Source organism: Alkalibacterium sp. 20 (assembly GCF_001885615.1).
In the GTDB taxonomy this organism is placed as follows: Bacteria; Bacillota; Bacilli; order Lactobacillales; family Carnobacteriaceae_A; genus Alkalibacterium.
Genome location: NZ_LSRN01000030.1, coordinates 20,974 through 36,774 on the forward strand (window position 1 = coordinate 20,974; position 15,801 = coordinate 36,774).

Annotated in this window: 17 protein-coding genes; 15 read left to right on the forward strand and 2 right to left on the reverse strand. The window is 39.0% G+C overall.

The features are described 5' to 3' along the window. Window positions 1-9 precede the first annotated feature (9 nt). From AX762_RS05875 to AX762_RS05885, 3 genes are all read left to right on the forward strand, one after another. Window positions 10-1,203, forward strand: a complete 1,194-nt coding sequence (locus AX762_RS05875) for a bifunctional 3,4-dihydroxy-2-butanone-4-phosphate synthase/GTP cyclohydrolase II (RefSeq protein WP_071848228.1) — start codon at window positions 10-12, stop codon at window positions 1,201-1,203. A gap of 64 nt (window positions 1,204-1,267) precedes the next feature. Continuing rightward, window positions 1,268-1,732: a 6,7-dimethyl-8-ribityllumazine synthase gene (gene ribE, locus AX762_RS05880; RefSeq protein ID WP_071848229.1), complete on the forward strand. Its 465-nt coding sequence runs from the start codon at window positions 1,268-1,270 to the stop codon at window positions 1,730-1,732. Next, the gene (locus AX762_RS05885; protein ID WP_071848230.1) at window positions 1,732-2,391 is read left to right on the forward strand and encodes an HAD family hydrolase; all 660 of its coding nucleotides are present in this window, start codon (window positions 1,732-1,734) and stop codon (window positions 2,389-2,391) included. The genes ribE and AX762_RS05885 overlap by 1 nt, the downstream gene beginning before the upstream one ends. 40 nt (window positions 2,392-2,431) lie before the next feature. Here AX762_RS05885 and AX762_RS05890 read toward each other — a convergent pair whose 3' ends face one another. Next, window positions 2,432-3,154, reverse strand: coding sequence for a hypothetical protein (locus AX762_RS05890; protein WP_071848231.1), 723 nt, complete (start codon window positions 3,152-3,154; stop codon window positions 2,432-2,434). A 254-nt stretch (window positions 3,155-3,408) separates the two neighbouring features. Here AX762_RS05890 and AX762_RS05895 point away from each other — a divergent pair, with 254 nt between their 5' ends. Together AX762_RS05895 and AX762_RS05900 are read left to right on the forward strand one after the other, a co-directional pair. Next, entirely contained in the window at window positions 3,409-4,314 is a 906-nt protein-coding gene (locus AX762_RS05895; protein ID WP_071848232.1) for a CorA family divalent cation transporter, read from the forward strand. A 113-nt stretch (window positions 4,315-4,427) separates the two neighbouring features. Beyond that, window positions 4,428-4,571: a PspC domain-containing protein gene (locus AX762_RS05900; RefSeq protein ID WP_256244486.1), complete on the forward strand. Its 144-nt coding sequence runs from the start codon at window positions 4,428-4,430 to the stop codon at window positions 4,569-4,571. A 250-nt stretch (window positions 4,572-4,821) separates the two neighbouring features. Here AX762_RS05900 and AX762_RS05905 read toward each other — a convergent pair whose 3' ends face one another. After that, complete coding sequence (locus AX762_RS05905; RefSeq protein WP_071848233.1) at window positions 4,822-5,709, reverse strand: LysR family transcriptional regulator; 888 nt, start codon at window positions 5,707-5,709, stop codon at window positions 4,822-4,824. Between the two features lie 352 nt (window positions 5,710-6,061). On the opposite strand from AX762_RS05905, the gene AX762_RS05910 reads away from it, so the two are divergent. The 10 genes from AX762_RS05910 (at window position 6,062) to AX762_RS05955 (ending at window position 15,543) form a co-directional block, all read left to right on the forward strand. Then, the gene (locus AX762_RS05910) at window positions 6,062-7,372 is read left to right on the forward strand and encodes a YeeE/YedE family protein (protein WP_071848234.1); all 1,311 of its coding nucleotides are present in this window, start codon (window positions 6,062-6,064) and stop codon (window positions 7,370-7,372) included. Between the two features lie 25 nt (window positions 7,373-7,397). Next, complete coding sequence (locus AX762_RS05915; RefSeq protein WP_071848235.1) at window positions 7,398-9,095, forward strand: FAD-dependent oxidoreductase; 1,698 nt, start codon at window positions 7,398-7,400, stop codon at window positions 9,093-9,095. 86 nt (window positions 9,096-9,181) lie between these two features. Then, window positions 9,182-9,967: an ABC transporter permease gene (locus AX762_RS05920; RefSeq protein ID WP_071848236.1), complete on the forward strand. Its 786-nt coding sequence runs from the start codon at window positions 9,182-9,184 to the stop codon at window positions 9,965-9,967. Then, window positions 9,964-11,010: an ABC transporter substrate-binding protein gene (locus AX762_RS05925; RefSeq protein WP_071848237.1), complete on the forward strand. Its 1,047-nt coding sequence runs from the start codon at window positions 9,964-9,966 to the stop codon at window positions 11,008-11,010. The genes AX762_RS05920 and AX762_RS05925 overlap by 4 nt, the downstream gene beginning before the upstream one ends. Before the next feature lie 9 nt (window positions 11,011-11,019). After that, window positions 11,020-11,799 (forward strand): ABC transporter ATP-binding protein, encoded by a 780-nt coding sequence (locus tag AX762_RS05930; protein WP_071848238.1) that lies wholly within the window; start codon window positions 11,020-11,022, stop codon window positions 11,797-11,799. A 677-nt stretch (window positions 11,800-12,476) separates the two neighbouring features. After that, the gene (locus AX762_RS05935; protein ID WP_143139308.1) at window positions 12,477-12,761 is read left to right on the forward strand and encodes an MFS transporter; all 285 of its coding nucleotides are present in this window, start codon (window positions 12,477-12,479) and stop codon (window positions 12,759-12,761) included. A 90-nt stretch (window positions 12,762-12,851) separates the two neighbouring features. Beyond that, the gene (locus AX762_RS05940) at window positions 12,852-13,931 is read left to right on the forward strand and encodes a sodium-dependent bicarbonate transport family permease (RefSeq protein WP_071848240.1); all 1,080 of its coding nucleotides are present in this window, start codon (window positions 12,852-12,854) and stop codon (window positions 13,929-13,931) included. A gap of 32 nt (window positions 13,932-13,963) precedes the next feature. Then, on the forward strand, window positions 13,964-14,287 hold the full coding sequence (locus AX762_RS05945; protein ID WP_071848241.1) for a P-II family nitrogen regulator: 324 nt from the start codon (window positions 13,964-13,966) through the stop codon (window positions 14,285-14,287). 122 nt (window positions 14,288-14,409) lie between these two features. Beyond that, window positions 14,410-15,147 (forward strand): MFS transporter, encoded by a 738-nt coding sequence (locus tag AX762_RS05950; RefSeq protein WP_071848242.1) that lies wholly within the window; start codon window positions 14,410-14,412, stop codon window positions 15,145-15,147. 171 nt (window positions 15,148-15,318) lie between these two features. Next, window positions 15,319-15,543 (forward strand): hypothetical protein, encoded by a 225-nt coding sequence (locus AX762_RS05955; protein ID WP_071848243.1) that lies wholly within the window; start codon window positions 15,319-15,321, stop codon window positions 15,541-15,543. Window positions 15,544-15,801: the final 258 nt, after the last annotated feature.

Consider the following 15,801-nt stretch of genomic DNA (forward strand, 5'->3'; position numbering starts at 1 on the left):
AGTGAATAGATGTTTGATAAAATCGAAGACCTATTAGAAGATTTGAAACAAGGGAAAAATGTGATCATCGTCGATAATGAGGATAGAGAAAACGAAGGAGACATCGTTTGTGCCGCTGAATTTGCGACACCTGAAAATGTCAACTTCATGACATTATATGCGCGCGGATTGATTTGTATGCCCATGACGAAAGATTACACAAAAAAACTGGGACTTTCTCAAATGAGCTTATACAACACCGATGATCATACGACAGCTTTCACCGTTTCTATTGATTATAAAGATACCCTGACAGGCATATCGGCAATGGAACGTTCAATGACAGCCATAAAAGCAGTTGAAGAGAGCAGTCGACCTGAAGACTTCAAAAGACCGGGACACATGTTTCCACTGGAAGCAGTGGATGGTGGGGTATTAAAAAGAATCGGTCATACTGAAGCGACGGTCGACTTGATGCGATTGGCAGGTCTGAAACCCGCAGGACTATGTTGTGAAATCATGAAAGTCGATGGTTCAATGGCTCGAAGAGACGACTTGATCGAACTTGCCAAAGAACACCAGTTGAAAATCGGAACGATTACTGACTTGGTCGAGTACAGAAAAGCAAACGAACAGCTCATTTTTAGAGAATCAAAAGCTAAATTACCTACTAAATACGGCGACTTTGATATTTATGCCTATCAGCATAAATTCACAGGTGAACATCATGTCGCTTTAGTTAAAGGTGATGTGTCCGACGGCGAACCGGTACTATGCCGAATTCATTCAGAATGTTTGACTGGCGACGTCTTCGGTTCGAAAAAATGTGACTGCGGACAGCAGCTCGATACTGCTTTGACCAAAATCGCTGAAGAAGGTCGGGGTGTTTTAGTTTATATGCGTCAGGAAGGACGAGGCATTGGCCTGGTCAATAAGATCAAAGCTTATGCATTACAGGACCAAGGACACGACACGATCGATGCCAACTTGTTGCTCGGGTTACCTGTAGATTCTAGAGAGTATTATGAATGCAAACAAATCTTTGATGATCTAGGTGTCAATCGTTTAAACCTGATGACGAACAACCCTTTGAAAGTAGCTACGCTGGATAAATATGGGATGAAAATAGAAAAAAGAATCCCTATTCAAAGTAAAATAAATGATGAGGATAGATATTATCTCACTACCAAAAAAGAAAAATTTGGTCATTATTTAGATCTTTAAAATAAGATGAACAAGAGTTTAAATACAAAATATAAACCTAAATTGGAAGGAATGGATGACAATAATGAATACAATCGAAGGACAGTTGATCGCAAAAGATTTGAAAATAGGAATAGTTGTAGCGAGGTTCAATGCTTTTATCGGATCGAGATTACTTGAAGGAGCCGTTGATACACTGAGAAGACATGGTGTAGACGAATCAGATATCGACGTCGCCTGGGTCCCCGGCGCATACGAAATTCCGCTGGTTGCTAAAAAAATGGCGGGTTCCAATCGTTACGATGCCATCATAACTTTGGGTGCAGTCATAAGAGGTGCAACCTCACATTACGACATCGTGTGTTCAGAGGTAGCTAAAGGCGTCGCTTCAGCGTCAGACAGTACGGGCGTACCAGTGATGTTTGGAGTGTTGACAACCGACACGATCGAACAGGCTATCGAACGTGCCGGAACAAAAGCCGGCAATAAAGGCTCAGATGTAGCCGTTGGAGCTATAGAAATGGCAAACTTGTTGAAGAAGCTTTCTTAATGAAAGACTTGGAAAATGTAAAGACCATCATTTTTGATTATGATGGCACCCTTCACGACAGCAGCAAGATCTATATTCCGGCCTTTATGAAGGCGTACGACTATCTTGTGGACCATGACAAAGCCCCTGAAAAGAAATTTCAGGATAATGAAATCACACAATGGCTAGGCTACAGTAAAAAAGCAATGTGGGAGCTTTTTATGCCCAATTTAGAAGAACCTTATAAAACAGACGCATCGACGATCATCGGACAGACAATGGTGGAAAAAATCAGCAGGCGTGAAGCGTATTTATATCCGAATGCTATAGACACACTGGCGTATTTAAAGGAAAAATACACGCTGATCTTTTTGAGTAACTGCTCCATTGACTACATGGAATCTCATGCGGACATGTTTAATTTGAAAGAGTATTTTACGGCTATGTACTGTACAGAAATGTATGAGTTTAAAAAGTCCAAGAAGGAAATAGTCGCAGGCTTGAAAGATAAGTATCCGGCCGATTATGTGGTTGTCGGAGACAGACATCAGGATCTAAAAGTGGGAGAGCTGGACGCAACCTACGCGATCGGTTGTTCCTACGGGTTTGGTCAAGCAGAAGAACTCAAACAAGCAGATATCTTGATTGAGGATATAAGTGAACTTGAAAAGTATCTTTAATGGAAAAGGCATGATCAGATTTTTATTCTGATTATGCCTTTTAAATTAGCACAAAGAGGAATCCTGCACTTACGACCCCAACCAGGAAACCTTTCAGATCACCTTCCCGTTCAGAAGGAAGTTCGTGTTTCACTACGTTCAGGGTCATGGCTCCTGTCACAAAAGCTTCCACGCTTCCAATAAAGTATTCTGGGAAATCGGTCCATTGGCCAATAATGAACCCGGCAAAAATGCTTAAAGAAAGGAAATGCCTGCCGTAATGATCATAGGCTTCCTCATGGTGAAGACGGAGTCCCCAGTCATTGGTGATGAAATGAAGGGAGAACGCAATGAAGAATATGAGAAGAGAGGTATCCATATCTTCGAGGTGCGTAAGCAAGTACCCGATCATCATGTTATAGAGTGAGAAGAAGCCGATATGTGCCCAAAAGAGAGTAGATTCGATCACGTTAGGCTTTGTGATTTCTTCGACTTCATATGCACGCGCAATGAGACGGTCCAATGTATAAACAAGCACCAAACCACTAAGCGCCACTATATATAAGGCATAATGCATGACGTGTCCTTCTAGCCAGTGTATCTCCTGTTCGGCGATTTTTTGAGAATGCGCGACTTGAGGCCATAAATGCAGAAACACGTAGGAAATCCCGACACCAGCAGAAAAAGAAATGAAACGGCGCAGGCCGATTTTTTGAAATTTCAAATGAATAGAGAAAAAATGAATCAGTACAAAAGCTAGCATAATTAAGCCTGATAAAAGCATAAAGTCGCGTCAGACAACGCTGACACTTCCCACCTTTCGTCTATATAATGTAAAGTTACCTAGAGTGTACCTTATTTTCACTGAAAAAACGACTATCGTCCGTTGTTGCATAAATACATACAAAAAAGATGACGTTTTGCTTTCTAAAGAGTATGCTATAACTAAAGAAAACTTCTCGAAAAGATGATTTTACATAATCAATAATACCGGGGAACGTTAAAATGGATTTCAGTTTGAGAAAGTGAGGATAAAAGATGCTTACTAAAGGACAAAGAATGGGAGAGCATACCCAAGTTGACTGGATGGTTTTGAGCAACCCAACGTCTTTGGAACATCAAACACTGATGACTGAATTGGGTTTGCCTTCGCCATTTTTTGAACGAAAACAGGAAAAAGAGATGGCGAGTTTTCACTCGTATTATACTCATCTAAATGAAGAGGGATTTGTTTTGCATATTCCTCTTTGGGAAGGTGAAGATTTCTCTCGTTTGACTATGGCCTCTCACTCGCTGACCAGTTATTTCACACCTAAAGGGATATTGATTTGGACTGAAAAAAATCAGCACGAACAAGCCGTATCAGCAGTAGAAAGAGCTATAGCACCGATAAATTATATTTATGATGAAATCATGAAAGAATATCGGAAGCTCTCAATTGTCCTGGATAAGCTTCAGAAACGTATTGTAGATATGGAAAGTCAGACTAAAATAAAAGCGAATCGGGATGTGCTGTTGCAGTTAACAACTTTGGAACAAGAAGTTGTTATCGTGTCGAGTCGATTGGATGATTATGAAGAAAGTTTAAATCGTTTTTTGAATCATCTCTTGGTAAAAAGGAGTTTAAGTGTAAATTACAGAGAAGATATTCGGTTAGCAATAAAGAAAGCCCATTTCCGGATTCACTTATATAAAGATCTCGTTGAATCGACGAGCGGACTACTTTCGGATAGTATCGACAACAAGCTTAATACGATTATGGAGTATCTGCAGACTTGGGCACTAGTTATTTCGATTCCGACATTGATTTTTAGTTTATATGGTATCAATACCGGGGGGCTAATTGGGAGAGAAACGCCACACCAGTCTTGGGTAGTAATATTGATTGCAGTACTATTAGGTGCAGTGACCGCCTGGTGGCTTAAGAAAAAAGAATTCAAATAAAGGGTCAAATTAGAATATCGAACGACTTTCCGGTTAACTAATGTTAACAAAAAAATTAAGGAGGTTTATATATGAACGGTAAAAAATTAAGGAAATAATCGACAGATCGCATCATATCAGGAGTATGTGGAGGGGTTGCCGAATTCTTTGGCATTTCGTCACTAGCAGTGAGACTTTTATTTATAATAATCCCATCCAATTTAATTCTCTATATTATTCTTGCGATTATTATGCCCGAAGATTATGATGAATATTGATCGGAAATAAGTGAAACACGAAGATTTCTTCAAAGGTGTTTCATGATAGTTTTACCTGAAAGACTAGGAATAATAGAAAATGCGTTCACCGGCTGGTTTATGAACAGCTAGTGAACGCATTTTTTTATTTATATTCTACCAGTTATTTTATGAAAAAATAATCGAGTTCGGATAAGCTTCCGTACGGATAAGCTTCCGTAGAAGGTGAGATCAGAAGGGTTGAACTCTATTCAACTTGACGGATTTTTAATTAGATGCATGAATCTAAATTTTTTGTGAATAAATGAATGGTTTTTTCCACTTCGCTTTTTTTGTAATTCGTCTTGTCACACACCAAATAAAAATCTTGATAGAGGTAAGCGTCTTTGATCGTAATCGTTTCAAGGGTCTGATTCTTAAGTTCTTCGATAACAGATATAGCATAAAGAAAACCGATGCCTTTGTTTTCTGCGATATAATTTTTTAACAGAGCAATATTACCGATCCGCGTTTTTTGCTTGAACTGGTTACAGGACAGTCCTTGCTTATGCATAAAATTTTCGACACTATCACACACACCAGAACCTTGTTCGCGAGATAATAAATTCTCGGAAAATAAATCTGCTAATGCCACTGTTTTACCGGCTAGTGGATGTTCAGACGAGCAAGCTAGGACCACACTGTCGCGATAAAAGGTGCGCGTATAGTATTTGTCTGTATCAACAGGTCCCGAAATGAAAGCATACTTTATTTTATTTTCTTCGAGCAGTTTTAACAACTGGGTCGTGTTGTCAACGACCAAATCGATTTTCAAATCAGGAATGTTCAGGAGTTCTGTATAGAAAGGGATATAGTACTCTCCGATCGTTCGGCTAGCTCCTAATGTTAACTGATAAGTGGGAATTTCTCCTGAGAGGTGAGACTTTATATCTTCAATTTTAGCAGTTAACTCTTCTATTTTTGTTTTTAAATATGTTCCGTTTTGGGTCAACGTTAAGTGTCTATCTTGATAATTGAAAAGTTTAATATTCAGTTGCTGTTCGATATGTTGAATATGTTTTGTAACGGCTGGTTGACTAAGCGATAATTTTTTTGCTGCTTTAGTGTAATTGAGTTCGTTTGCAACCATTAAAAAAGTTTGATAACGGTAATCCAGCATCTCGAGTTACTCCTACTTTCTTTATACATAGTCGTTCGTACGTTAATTATAACATGACAAATATGTATGAACAACTTGTCAGCATTGTTAAATCAATCACAATGTGACGATTATTTATTGTGAAACAAAAAATAAAGTAAGCGTTTTTAAGGTAGGATTGAATGCGTCGCTATTCTTTTATGGTATAGAAGCATTCTAAAACGCTATTGTACAACGTTTGATGTATTGCGTATAGTTATAGATGCGAAGAGAACCACGGGAACATTAGTGAAAACATTCACTATATTTTAATAGTTATTGTTTTATTAATATCTTTTCTGCAGTTTTCTAAATATTATTTGGAGGTAAGGATATGGCTCAATCAAGTGTATTAGTAAAAAGAAAGACAGCTTCATATGTTCAACCATTTCTTGGTTTTGGATTAGTTATAACAATGGCTTTATTTAGTGGGTATCTAAATTCTTTATCAGCTAGTCTACCTGTGTATTTATTTGCCGGGCTTATTTTAGGGTACACGTTGACCCGAGCAAGATTTGGTTTTGCCGGAGGAATAAAGCGAATCTATATGCGAGGTGAGGGCAGTTTGTCTAAAGCTTTGCTTGTCTTGCTGTTCGTTACAGCGTTAGTGACCATGGGTATTCAATGGCAGGCAGCTCAAAATGGAGCGGTACCTGCGTATCTTGCAGCCGAGGGCGCATCTGTCATACCGGGAACAGGTAACGTTTTTTTCACTAATATTGCAACCATTATTGGTGGATTTATTTTCGGTATGGGCATGATGTTAGCTGGAGGTTGTGGATCGGGTACGCTTGCTGACTTTGGAGAAGGTTCAGGAAGAGCGTTGATAGCCTTTATCTTCTTTGTTTTTGGTACCGCACCTGGACATTTCATGAGACAAGTCGTCGACACTACGGCTGTTGGTAAAATAGGTATTCAATTACACCTTCCGCAAGTACTGGGATATTTTGGTTCACTATTACTTGTTGTCAGTTTATTGGGAGTATTGTATTGGATTATTGTGAAATACGAAAATAAACGTAAAGCTGAAGGAACATACATGGATCCCAAAGGAGATTATGAGGAATTTGAAAAACCTTTAATTTCTGATGAGCAAACACCGTTCTTTAGTCACCAAACGTATCATAAGCTGTTCATACAGAGATGGAGTTTTACTTTAGGGGCTTTGGTTTTGGCTTTTGGCGCGTTGTTCGTTTTAGTCACAACCAATAAAAACTGGGGAGTGTCTACTGCCTTATTGACCTGGAATGTAGCTATATTTGAACAATTAGGCATTCAACTGCCAGCCGAGTATTTTGGCTCGCACATCGATAAAGTTCAAGCAGGTCTTCTCAATGATGGAGGAACCATTCGCAATATTGGATTGATTTTCGGATGCACGATCGCATTCTTGTTAGCAAACCGCTTTAAATTTGATTTTAATATCAATAAAAAAGATGCGGGATATTTCGCACTTGGTGGATTGATGCTGGGATTTGGCTCACGATTTGGATTGGGATGTAATATCGGAGCGATGTATGCTTCGATTTCCAGTTTTTCCATCTCAGGCTGGTTCTTCTTAGTGGCTATGACATTAGGTGGTATTGTCGGAATGAAAGTATATGCTGGAAAAGTTAGCATATTACCACATCGCATGAGAAAATAAGTAAAACACAGGAGGAAATTTAATAATGAGTAAAAAAGTATTGATTGTTGGTGGCGTTGCCGGAGGAGCATCCGTTGCTGCTCGCGTTAGAAGATTAGATGAACAGGCTGAAATAATTATGTTTGAAAAAGGACCTTATGTATCATTTTCAAACTGCAGTATTCCGTTTCATATAAGTGGTGACATTGAAGATTCACAAGATTTGGTGTTGATGTGCCCAAATGGATTTGAAACACAATACAATATCGATGCTCGTGTGCACAATGAAGTGATGAGTATCAACCGCGAAGATAAAACAATTGAAGTGAAAAATCATGAAACTGGAGAATCCTATGTCGAATCATACGATGTACTCTTTTTATCTCCCGGAGCTAAAGCGATTTTGCCACAAAGCATAAAAGGGATTAATGAAGCACATGTTTTCGTGATGAAGACTGTGCCTGATGTAGAAGCATTGACAAATTACACAAAAGCAAATAATGTAAAAGAAGTTGCCGTTGTTGGTGGAGGCTACATTGGCTTGGAAGTAGCAGAAAACCTTAAAAAAGCTGGGTTTGCAGTCACGATAATTGAGGCTCAAAATCAAGTAATGGCACCAATGGATTATGACATGGTTCAAATGATTAACAGAGAGATCATGAAAAATGGGATAGATTTGATTTTAGAAGATGCCGTTACAGAAATAGGTTCTGACCGTGTTTTCCTTCAATCAGGAAAAGAAGTCAAGGCTCAGGCAGTTGTGATGGCCATCGGTGTGCGTCCTGAAACGACGTTAGCTGTTGATGCCGGTTTAGAGTTGGGTATGACGGGAGCAATAAAAGTCAATCATCATTATCAAACAACTGATCCAGCTATCTATGCTGTTGGTGACGCAATTGAAAGCACGTGTTTCTTTACACGCAAAAAAATGGTGCTGACATTGGCAGGTCCTGCTCAGCGACAAGCACGTGCAGCAGCCGATCACGTATATGGTAGGACTTATCTAAATACAGGCGTGATAGGATCTTCAAGTATAAAAATGTTCGATATTAATGGCGCTAACACAGGCCTGAATGAAAAACAATTAAAAGATGCCGGTATCGACTATGATTTTGCTTATGTCATTCCAAAAGATAAAGTCGGTCTTATGCCAGATGCGGAAAATTTATTCTTTAAGCTGATTTTCGCTGTGCCATCTGGTCAGATTTTGGGAGCACAAGCAGTTGGCAAAGGTAATGTCGATAAACGGATCGATGTTATAGCAACAGCTATTATGTTAAATGCGAATCTGGAACAATTAAAAGAACTTGAACTTAGTTATTCTCCTCATTTTTCAACGGCCAAAGATGTTGTCAATCACGCAGTGCTGGTAGGCTTGAATATTCTCAATGGCGAATTCAAGAAAGTGCCGGTAACAAAAGTAAGAGAACTGGTCGAAAACGAGGCAATGATCATCGATGCCCGAGAGGAAGATGAACATGCACTGAGTCATATTAAAGGTGCAGTCAATATTCCTTTAAGTCAATTCCGTGATCGTTTGGATGAGATACCTAAAGACCAACCGGTTTATGTCCACTGCCGTTCAAGTCAGCGTAGTTATAATATGGTTCGTGCCTTAGGGCAATTAGGTTTTCCAAACATTTATAATATGGATGGTTCATTCCTTGGAGTAAGTGAGTATGAATATTTCAATGATACCCAACTAAACAGAGCACCGATCGTTACCGATTATAATTTCGCTTAAAAATAATAAAAAGAAGAAAAATTCTGTAAGAATTTTTCTTCTTTTTAGTGCTATGCACCAGTAAATTTTTTATTATGGAGGAAACAATGAATCAGCAAAAAATGCACACTCGTTTTGAACGTGCTTTAACAATAGGAACATGGCTGGTCATCTTGCTGGTTTGGGTAATAGCTACTCAAGCGGAAGGTCTTTCATCGCATATTTTGCCTTCACCTCAACAAGTATGGAGAGCGTTTATTCAAATCCTGCAAGAGGGGTATAACCGGATCAGTTTGTGGCAGCATTTAGGCGATAGTTTTAGAAGGCTATTCGGTTCGCTGTTTTTAGCAATGCTCACAGCGATTCCCTTAGGACTATTAAGTGGTTTTTTCCCTAAATTCAGAGCGGTAATCGATTCTCTCGTTCAGTTTTACCGTCCCATTCCACCCTTAGCTTATTATGCTTTACTGATTTTATGGATGGGAATTGAAGACGGCTCAAAAATCACGTTATTATTTTTAGCAGCCTTTGCGCCTATATATATCGCCTGTGTATCTGCAGTGAGCAGTATCAATCGCGATTACATTTTAAGCGCGCAATCGCTAGGCGCTTCACATAAGGATGTTTTCCTTAAAATCATTTTACCAGCTGCCATGCCTGATATATTTACCGGAGTTCGAACGGCAAGCGGCTTTGCGTATACCACTTTAGTAGCGGCCGAAATGACTGCTGCTACATCTGGAATCGGTTGGATGGTTATTGACGCCTCGAGATACCTCAAATCAGATGTCATGTTTGTTGGCATAATTTTGATGGGACTGACTGGTATCGTAATGGATGGAATGTTTATCTTATTGGAAAGAAAATTTATTTTTTGGAAAGGAAAAGAATGAGAATGTTTAAAAAAAGAATAATAAAAAGAAGTTTGTTTTTGATGACAAGCATGGCGGCTTTGAGTTTAATGGGCTGTTCAAACCAAAATGATGCGGAAGCTAACCAACCGGAGAAAATCAATATAGGTTACTTACGCGTACCGAATGACGAGATGGTTGCTTTGTCTTCGGGATTGTATGAGGATTATTTTAAAGAAAAAGGAATTGAAACGAATTTTATCGTATTTGACTCTGGAGTGGATGCAAACAAGGCGTTAGCTTCTGGAAGTATCGATTTTGCTTCAATGGGCAATACCAATGGGGTTATCGCTTTAGCCACGGACATTGGTACTGAATTGATTTGGCTCCATGAAATTTTAGGAGAAATCGAGGGCCTGGCAGTAAGAGAAGATTCGGGGATTGAAGAAATTTCAGATCTTAAAAGCAAAAAAATCGGAACGACCTTTGCTTCGACAGCACATTATAGTCTGCTTCAGGCTTTGAATGACGAAGGCATTGCCGATGACGTTGAACTGCTAGATATGCAGACGATGGATATTGTAGCGGCTTGGGAAAGAGGCGATATCGATGCCGCTTATACTTGGCAACCTTCTCTTGGCAAATTACTAGAAGACGGAAAAATGATTTTATCTTCTGCTGAAGTAGCAGAGATGGGGCATAAAACGGCGAATGTTCTACTGACAAGAAAAGCGTTTTCTGAACAGCATCCGGAAATAGTCGCTGATTTTATCGAAGCGACCATAGCTGGAGGAGATGTTTATCGTCAAGATCCAGAAGAAGCAGCAAAAATAGTATCAGAGGCACTAGAAATCGATACTGAAGACGCACTGACTCAGATGGAAGGATCGCTTTGGCTTTCGCCTGCTGATCAAATAACTCAGGAATATTTAGGCACCAGTGATCTGCCCGGCGATTTTTCTAAAGTTATGAAAGAAACGGGAGATTTCTTACAAGAACAAGGTTCGATCACAACGTCTCCTGAGCAAGACGTATACGAGGATTTTATTAATCCCCGATTTATCGAAATAGTTTTGGAAAGGTAAATAATTCCTATGAGTGAAAATAAGCAACTTGTAAAATTAGAAAATATTTATATGGTTTATGGCGAAGGTCCCCAGCGAACAACGGCTCTGGACAATATAAATCTGGAAGTGAATAAAGGTGAATTTATCTGTGTGCTTGGACCATCGGGATGTGGCAAGAGTACATTGCTTAAAATCATCGCCGGATATCAATTTCCAACAAAAGGAAAAGCTTTTTTTCAAGATAAGCTGATCAAAGGACCGGACTGGCATAAAGGCGTCGTTTTTCAATCGCCAACGCTTTATCCCTGGTTATCGGTCGAAGAAAATATAACGTTTGGACCGAGGGTAAGAGGGATGGACCGTGAGAAAATAAAAGAAAAAGCCGATCACATATTGAAACAAATCGACTTATCTGCTGAAGCTGGAAAAAGTATTTTCGAACTGTCTGGAGGAATGAAGCAGCGAGTGGCTTTAGCTAGAGTCTTGGCGAATGAGCCGGAAATGATCCTGATGGACGAACCTTTAGGCGCCTTGGATGCTTTGACTCGGCTAAACATGCAGGGATTCATCAGGAATTTATGGAAAGAAAATAACAACACCGTATTGATGATCACCCATGACGTAGATGAAGCCATGGCTTTAGGGACGCGAGTAGTCGTCATGTCCAAACAGCCAGGTAGGATCTTGAAAGAAATTGAACTGGACTATACGTTCTCTGCGTTCCAATCAGATACGCATCGCATAGAAATGGATAAGGACTATTTAAAGACGAAGGAAGAAATCCTTGATCTGATCAGTCAGTATTGATATTTAGAGAGACCGAATAAGAGTGTTAGTCTTTAAGATAGTTTATTTTTGAGTTAAATGTATTAAATAAATGCGTATCAAAGCTGTTTAACTATCAGCTCTGGTACGCATTTTTATTTTCTGGGTTAGCCGTAAATGTCGGTACCCACTTTAGCCGAATGACTGATACTGTAATTTTTTGGCTCACTTAATTTAAAGTAAAAGAGAATCAAACTATCCTTTTGATTAGAAGTTGGATAAAGCAATTAAGCGGACCAGATATAAATCATAATAATCCAGACTGGTTCAATACGCTTTTTTCTAAATACGTTATCAATCATAGTTTCATATTCATAACGTCAAGCAGCAAAAAAAACGATACTCAATATGTGATGCTTATTAAATGGTCAAGACAACCTTTTTTTATTGTAAGATATTTCTAATTTTCGAACATCGTCAATTCTACTCCCATCTGATCACTCCAATCCTAGTACGATTAGAGTAACGCATGAATGGGACATTTTCATTTACTAACTACTGAGACATTATCATTTATTAATGACAACAATCGTATTTAATTACATTAGCCTCTTTACTTTTAGACGAGGCTACTTTATACTTTCAAAAAAGGGGAGATGGAAATGCAAAGGAATTAAGATGAAACAAAAAGGTGGCGGGTGTTGTTCGGGGGCGTTTTAATGCAGCTCTGTATTGGAGGTGTTTATACGTGGAGTTTATTCAATCAACCCCTCGTCGATGCCTACGGCTGTGAACGCACGGAAGTTTTCACAGCTTTTTCTTTAATTGTTTTCATACTTGCCTTGGTGACCATTTATTCTGGTCGGCTGCAGGATAAGATTGGACCAAGAAAAGTTGCGACCATTGGGATACTTTTTTTCAGTGTTGGTTTAATTGTGGCCTCGATGGCACGCTCGTTGCCCGTACTTTATTTAGGGTATATTGTTTTAGATGGTACGATATAGAAAAAGTTACCTGGATTCCTCATAAAAAATGCTCAAAAAAAGGAATTTTTGATTTGACGTGGAATTTAGGTAATTATCAAGGAGGACGCCGTGGATCAATCAATTATTATTGCAGCTATTTTATCACCATTTATTCTGTTTTTCCTATTAGGTTATTTAGTCATTTGGTTTAAATCAGATATTCGATTTCCACCTGCGATGAGTCAAGGAATGCAAATTTTTCTATTGCTAGCGATTGGGCTTGGTGGTGGTGTTAAGGTAGCAGCGGCTATCAAAAACGATTCTGCCAATTTGCAAATATTATTTTCAAGTATGATGTTTACATTTATTATAGGTGTACTACTTACCGTTGTTGCCTTTTTTGTTGTTTATAAAGTTGTCGGATTAGACGCATCGAATGCAGGTGCTATTGCTGCTCATAATGGGGCTGTAAGTACGGCTACGATGATCATTGGTATTGCTTTTTTATCTGAAATGCCCTTTGAAGAATTCTCCTTTGCTGTTGTATTGTATCCTATTATGGATGTACCTGCCTTGGTAACGGGCATAGCCTTGGGAAATGTTTTTTTAGCTCGGGAAAAAGCTCGCAAGGCTAATAATGACGGGAAGAATCAATCGATGACAGCAGAGAAAAGAAAGGCAACAAATTCAGAAGCAAGTTCGATAAAACAAATTGTGCTTGAGAGCTTAGTAGGTAAAGGTGTCCTGTTAATTATTGCAGGTGTTGCGATAGGGCTGATTTCAGGTTTATACTCTACTAAATCAATTACTGACGTGATGGTTTTTTTTGACGGGCTATTTGTTGGTGTTTTATGTCTATACTTAATGGAAATGGGAATGATAGCTGCTTCGCGCTTAGGAGAGTTATGGAATAATCGTAAACAAGTCGGGAAGGTTGTTGTCTATGCAATTATGTATCCCTTTATAGTTGGACCATTATTGCTTGTGATTGGATGGTTGTTAAATTTTGATCCGTACATGGCAACATTCATTGCGATATTGGGCGCATCATCCTCCTATGTGTCTGCACCAGCAGCGTGTAGAGCCGCTTTGCCAAAGGCTAATCCTTCTTTATATGTAGGACAATCCTTAGCAATTATCTTTCCGCTAAATGTGGTTGTGAATATTCCCTTTGTGCTATTGCCATTGAGTGAATTTCTTTATCAATAATAATTAACGCAATCCTATAGGAGTTGAAATTAATGACTGTATCATTTTTTCCAATGAAGAAGATTGAGATTATCATCGAAAGGTTTCAGTTAAAAAAAGCAATCAAGCTATTAGATTCTGCTGGGGCCGTTGGCTACACGGTAATCAATAGTGTTGATGGTAAAGGGACCCATGGATTAAGGGAAGAGTCAGTGACAATGCTGGATGTAATACAAAATGCTATGATCATTTCCGTTGTAAAAGAAGAGACAGCCCTAGAAATCATAGAGGGGATTCAGGATTTATTCGAAACCTATTCTGGTGTTGTCTATGTGTCAGATGTTCAAGTGCTAAGGAGAGAACATTTTGAAAAATAAAAGCGAGAGATCTTCTGATTTAGAGGATCTCTCGCTTTTGTGTACACTACCTTATGAAGTTATAATTTAACACAAATCTAATGGGCTGTTGTATCCCTATTATAGAAATATTGAAATGGTGTATGCAGGAAAGCCATTTAAGTTATTTGATTCAAAGCATCGGCGTATCCCAAACCTTTCTGGTACAGGGGTTAGTCTACGGCGTAGTGTGCCTGATTGGTGCGCAAATGTTGAAGGTACCTGAAGAATCAGAGAGCAATACAAAAATCCTAGTGAATGAGAACGACTTCGAGCCTAAATCTATGCTGAAGACCAGAGCCTTTTATCTTTTATGTATCATCTATTTTTTTGGCAGCTTGAGCGGGCTGGTTGTGATTGGATTAGCCCAGGATATTGCGCGTGACGTTGTGGGTCTCACTCCTCGAATTGCTGGTTATTCTATTGCCATTGCTGCGGTAGCGAATGCATTGGGGCGACTTGGCTGGGGTGATTTATCCGATGTTTTTGGCAGGCTAAGAGTTTTCAGTTGGTTGTTCTTAATCACAGCTTTATCGATGCTGACACTAAGTTTTTGGACACATCAGGCTATCGTCTACTTCATTGTTTTGGGTTTGATAGTCAGTAGTTTTGGTGGCTTCCTAGCGACATTTCCAGCCATTACCAGTGACTACTTTGGCACTTTTTATTTCGGGTCGAATTATGGCTTGATTTACCAAGCTTACGGCTTGGCGTCCTTAGCGGGACCGTTTTTACTTGGTTTAACAAGTCAAGATACCCAGGCTTTTTTCGTTGCCAGCCTGCTTGCGGTTGTCGGTCTTGGTTTAACGTTGATTGTACGACCGCCTGAAGTAATAAATTAAATATAAGGTATTCATCTAAAATGATGTATATATACAAAAAAAGGCTAAAATATCAGTCTTTTTTTGTTTTAAATATTCAATTATACACAACAGCTATTTCTGTTAAAACGCTTACGCGTATGCTATACTAAAAATGAAAATAGGTAGAGATATGGGGAAGGAGGATGTATGATGTTATTTACAGAAGTAACTGATGAGCATGCAAAAGATAAAAAACCGGCAGAAATATTAGCTATTGTAACAGGAATCAATAAAAAAGTTATTCAGGATGGTGTCAGAGAACATGGTTATCAAGCTATCTTAGATAATCCGGCTTTGCTGGATGTTTCAGAAGAAGATCAAAAACGCATCATTGAAGCGCGTAAACTAGGTTACCTGGACGCAACACTATTATAAAACCGATATTTAAAGAGCTACTCTTAACCTTAGAGTAGCTTTTTTAGATTAATATAAAAAATTGAATAATCGAATGATAGAGAAGTAAAAATAACAGGACTTACTATAGAATAAGGCTCGAGGGAATTGGTTAATAAGGGTTAGGCATGCTAAAAGTGGAAACCCAAGCGAGTGATGCTAAGAAGGTCAAACTTCGGCATGCTCAGGTGAAACTCCCAGTGAGTGATGCTAAGAAGGTCAAACTTCGGCATGCTCAGG

What these genes read in the sequence shown, in the direction of transcription:
- AX762_RS05875 (WP_071848228.1), top strand. Translation starts at nt 10, where the DNA reads ATGTTTGATAAAATCGAAGACCTATTAGAAGATTTGAAACAAGGGAAA.
- ribE (WP_071848229.1), top strand. Translation starts at nt 1,268, where the DNA reads ATGAATACAATCGAAGGACAGTTGATCGCAAAAGATTTGAAAATAGGA.
- AX762_RS05885 (WP_071848230.1), top strand. Translation starts at nt 1,732, where the DNA reads ATGAAAGACTTGGAAAATGTAAAGACCATCATTTTTGATTATGATGGC.
- AX762_RS05890 (WP_071848231.1), bottom strand. Translation starts at nt 3,154, where the DNA reads ATGCTTTTATCAGGCTTAATTATGCTAGCTTTTGTACTGATTCATTTT.
- AX762_RS05895 (WP_071848232.1), top strand. Translation starts at nt 3,409, where the DNA reads ATGCTTACTAAAGGACAAAGAATGGGAGAGCATACCCAAGTTGACTGG.
- AX762_RS05905 (WP_071848233.1), bottom strand. Translation starts at nt 5,709, where the DNA reads ATGCTGGATTACCGTTATCAAACTTTTTTAATGGTTGCAAACGAACTC.
- AX762_RS05910 (WP_071848234.1), top strand. Translation starts at nt 6,062, where the DNA reads ATGGCTCAATCAAGTGTATTAGTAAAAAGAAAGACAGCTTCATATGTT.
- AX762_RS05915 (WP_071848235.1), top strand. Translation starts at nt 7,398, where the DNA reads ATGAGTAAAAAAGTATTGATTGTTGGTGGCGTTGCCGGAGGAGCATCC.
- AX762_RS05920 (WP_071848236.1), top strand. Translation starts at nt 9,182, where the DNA reads ATGAATCAGCAAAAAATGCACACTCGTTTTGAACGTGCTTTAACAATA.
- AX762_RS05925 (WP_071848237.1), top strand. Translation starts at nt 9,964, where the DNA reads ATGAGAATGTTTAAAAAAAGAATAATAAAAAGAAGTTTGTTTTTGATG.
- AX762_RS05930 (WP_071848238.1), top strand. Translation starts at nt 11,020, where the DNA reads ATGAGTGAAAATAAGCAACTTGTAAAATTAGAAAATATTTATATGGTT.
- AX762_RS05935 (WP_143139308.1), top strand. Translation starts at nt 12,477, where the DNA reads ATGCAGCTCTGTATTGGAGGTGTTTATACGTGGAGTTTATTCAATCAA.
- AX762_RS05945 (WP_071848241.1), top strand. Translation starts at nt 13,964, where the DNA reads ATGACTGTATCATTTTTTCCAATGAAGAAGATTGAGATTATCATCGAA.
- AX762_RS05950 (WP_071848242.1), top strand. Translation starts at nt 14,410, where the DNA reads ATGCAGGAAAGCCATTTAAGTTATTTGATTCAAAGCATCGGCGTATCC.
- AX762_RS05955 (WP_071848243.1), top strand. Translation starts at nt 15,319, where the DNA reads ATGTTATTTACAGAAGTAACTGATGAGCATGCAAAAGATAAAAAACCG.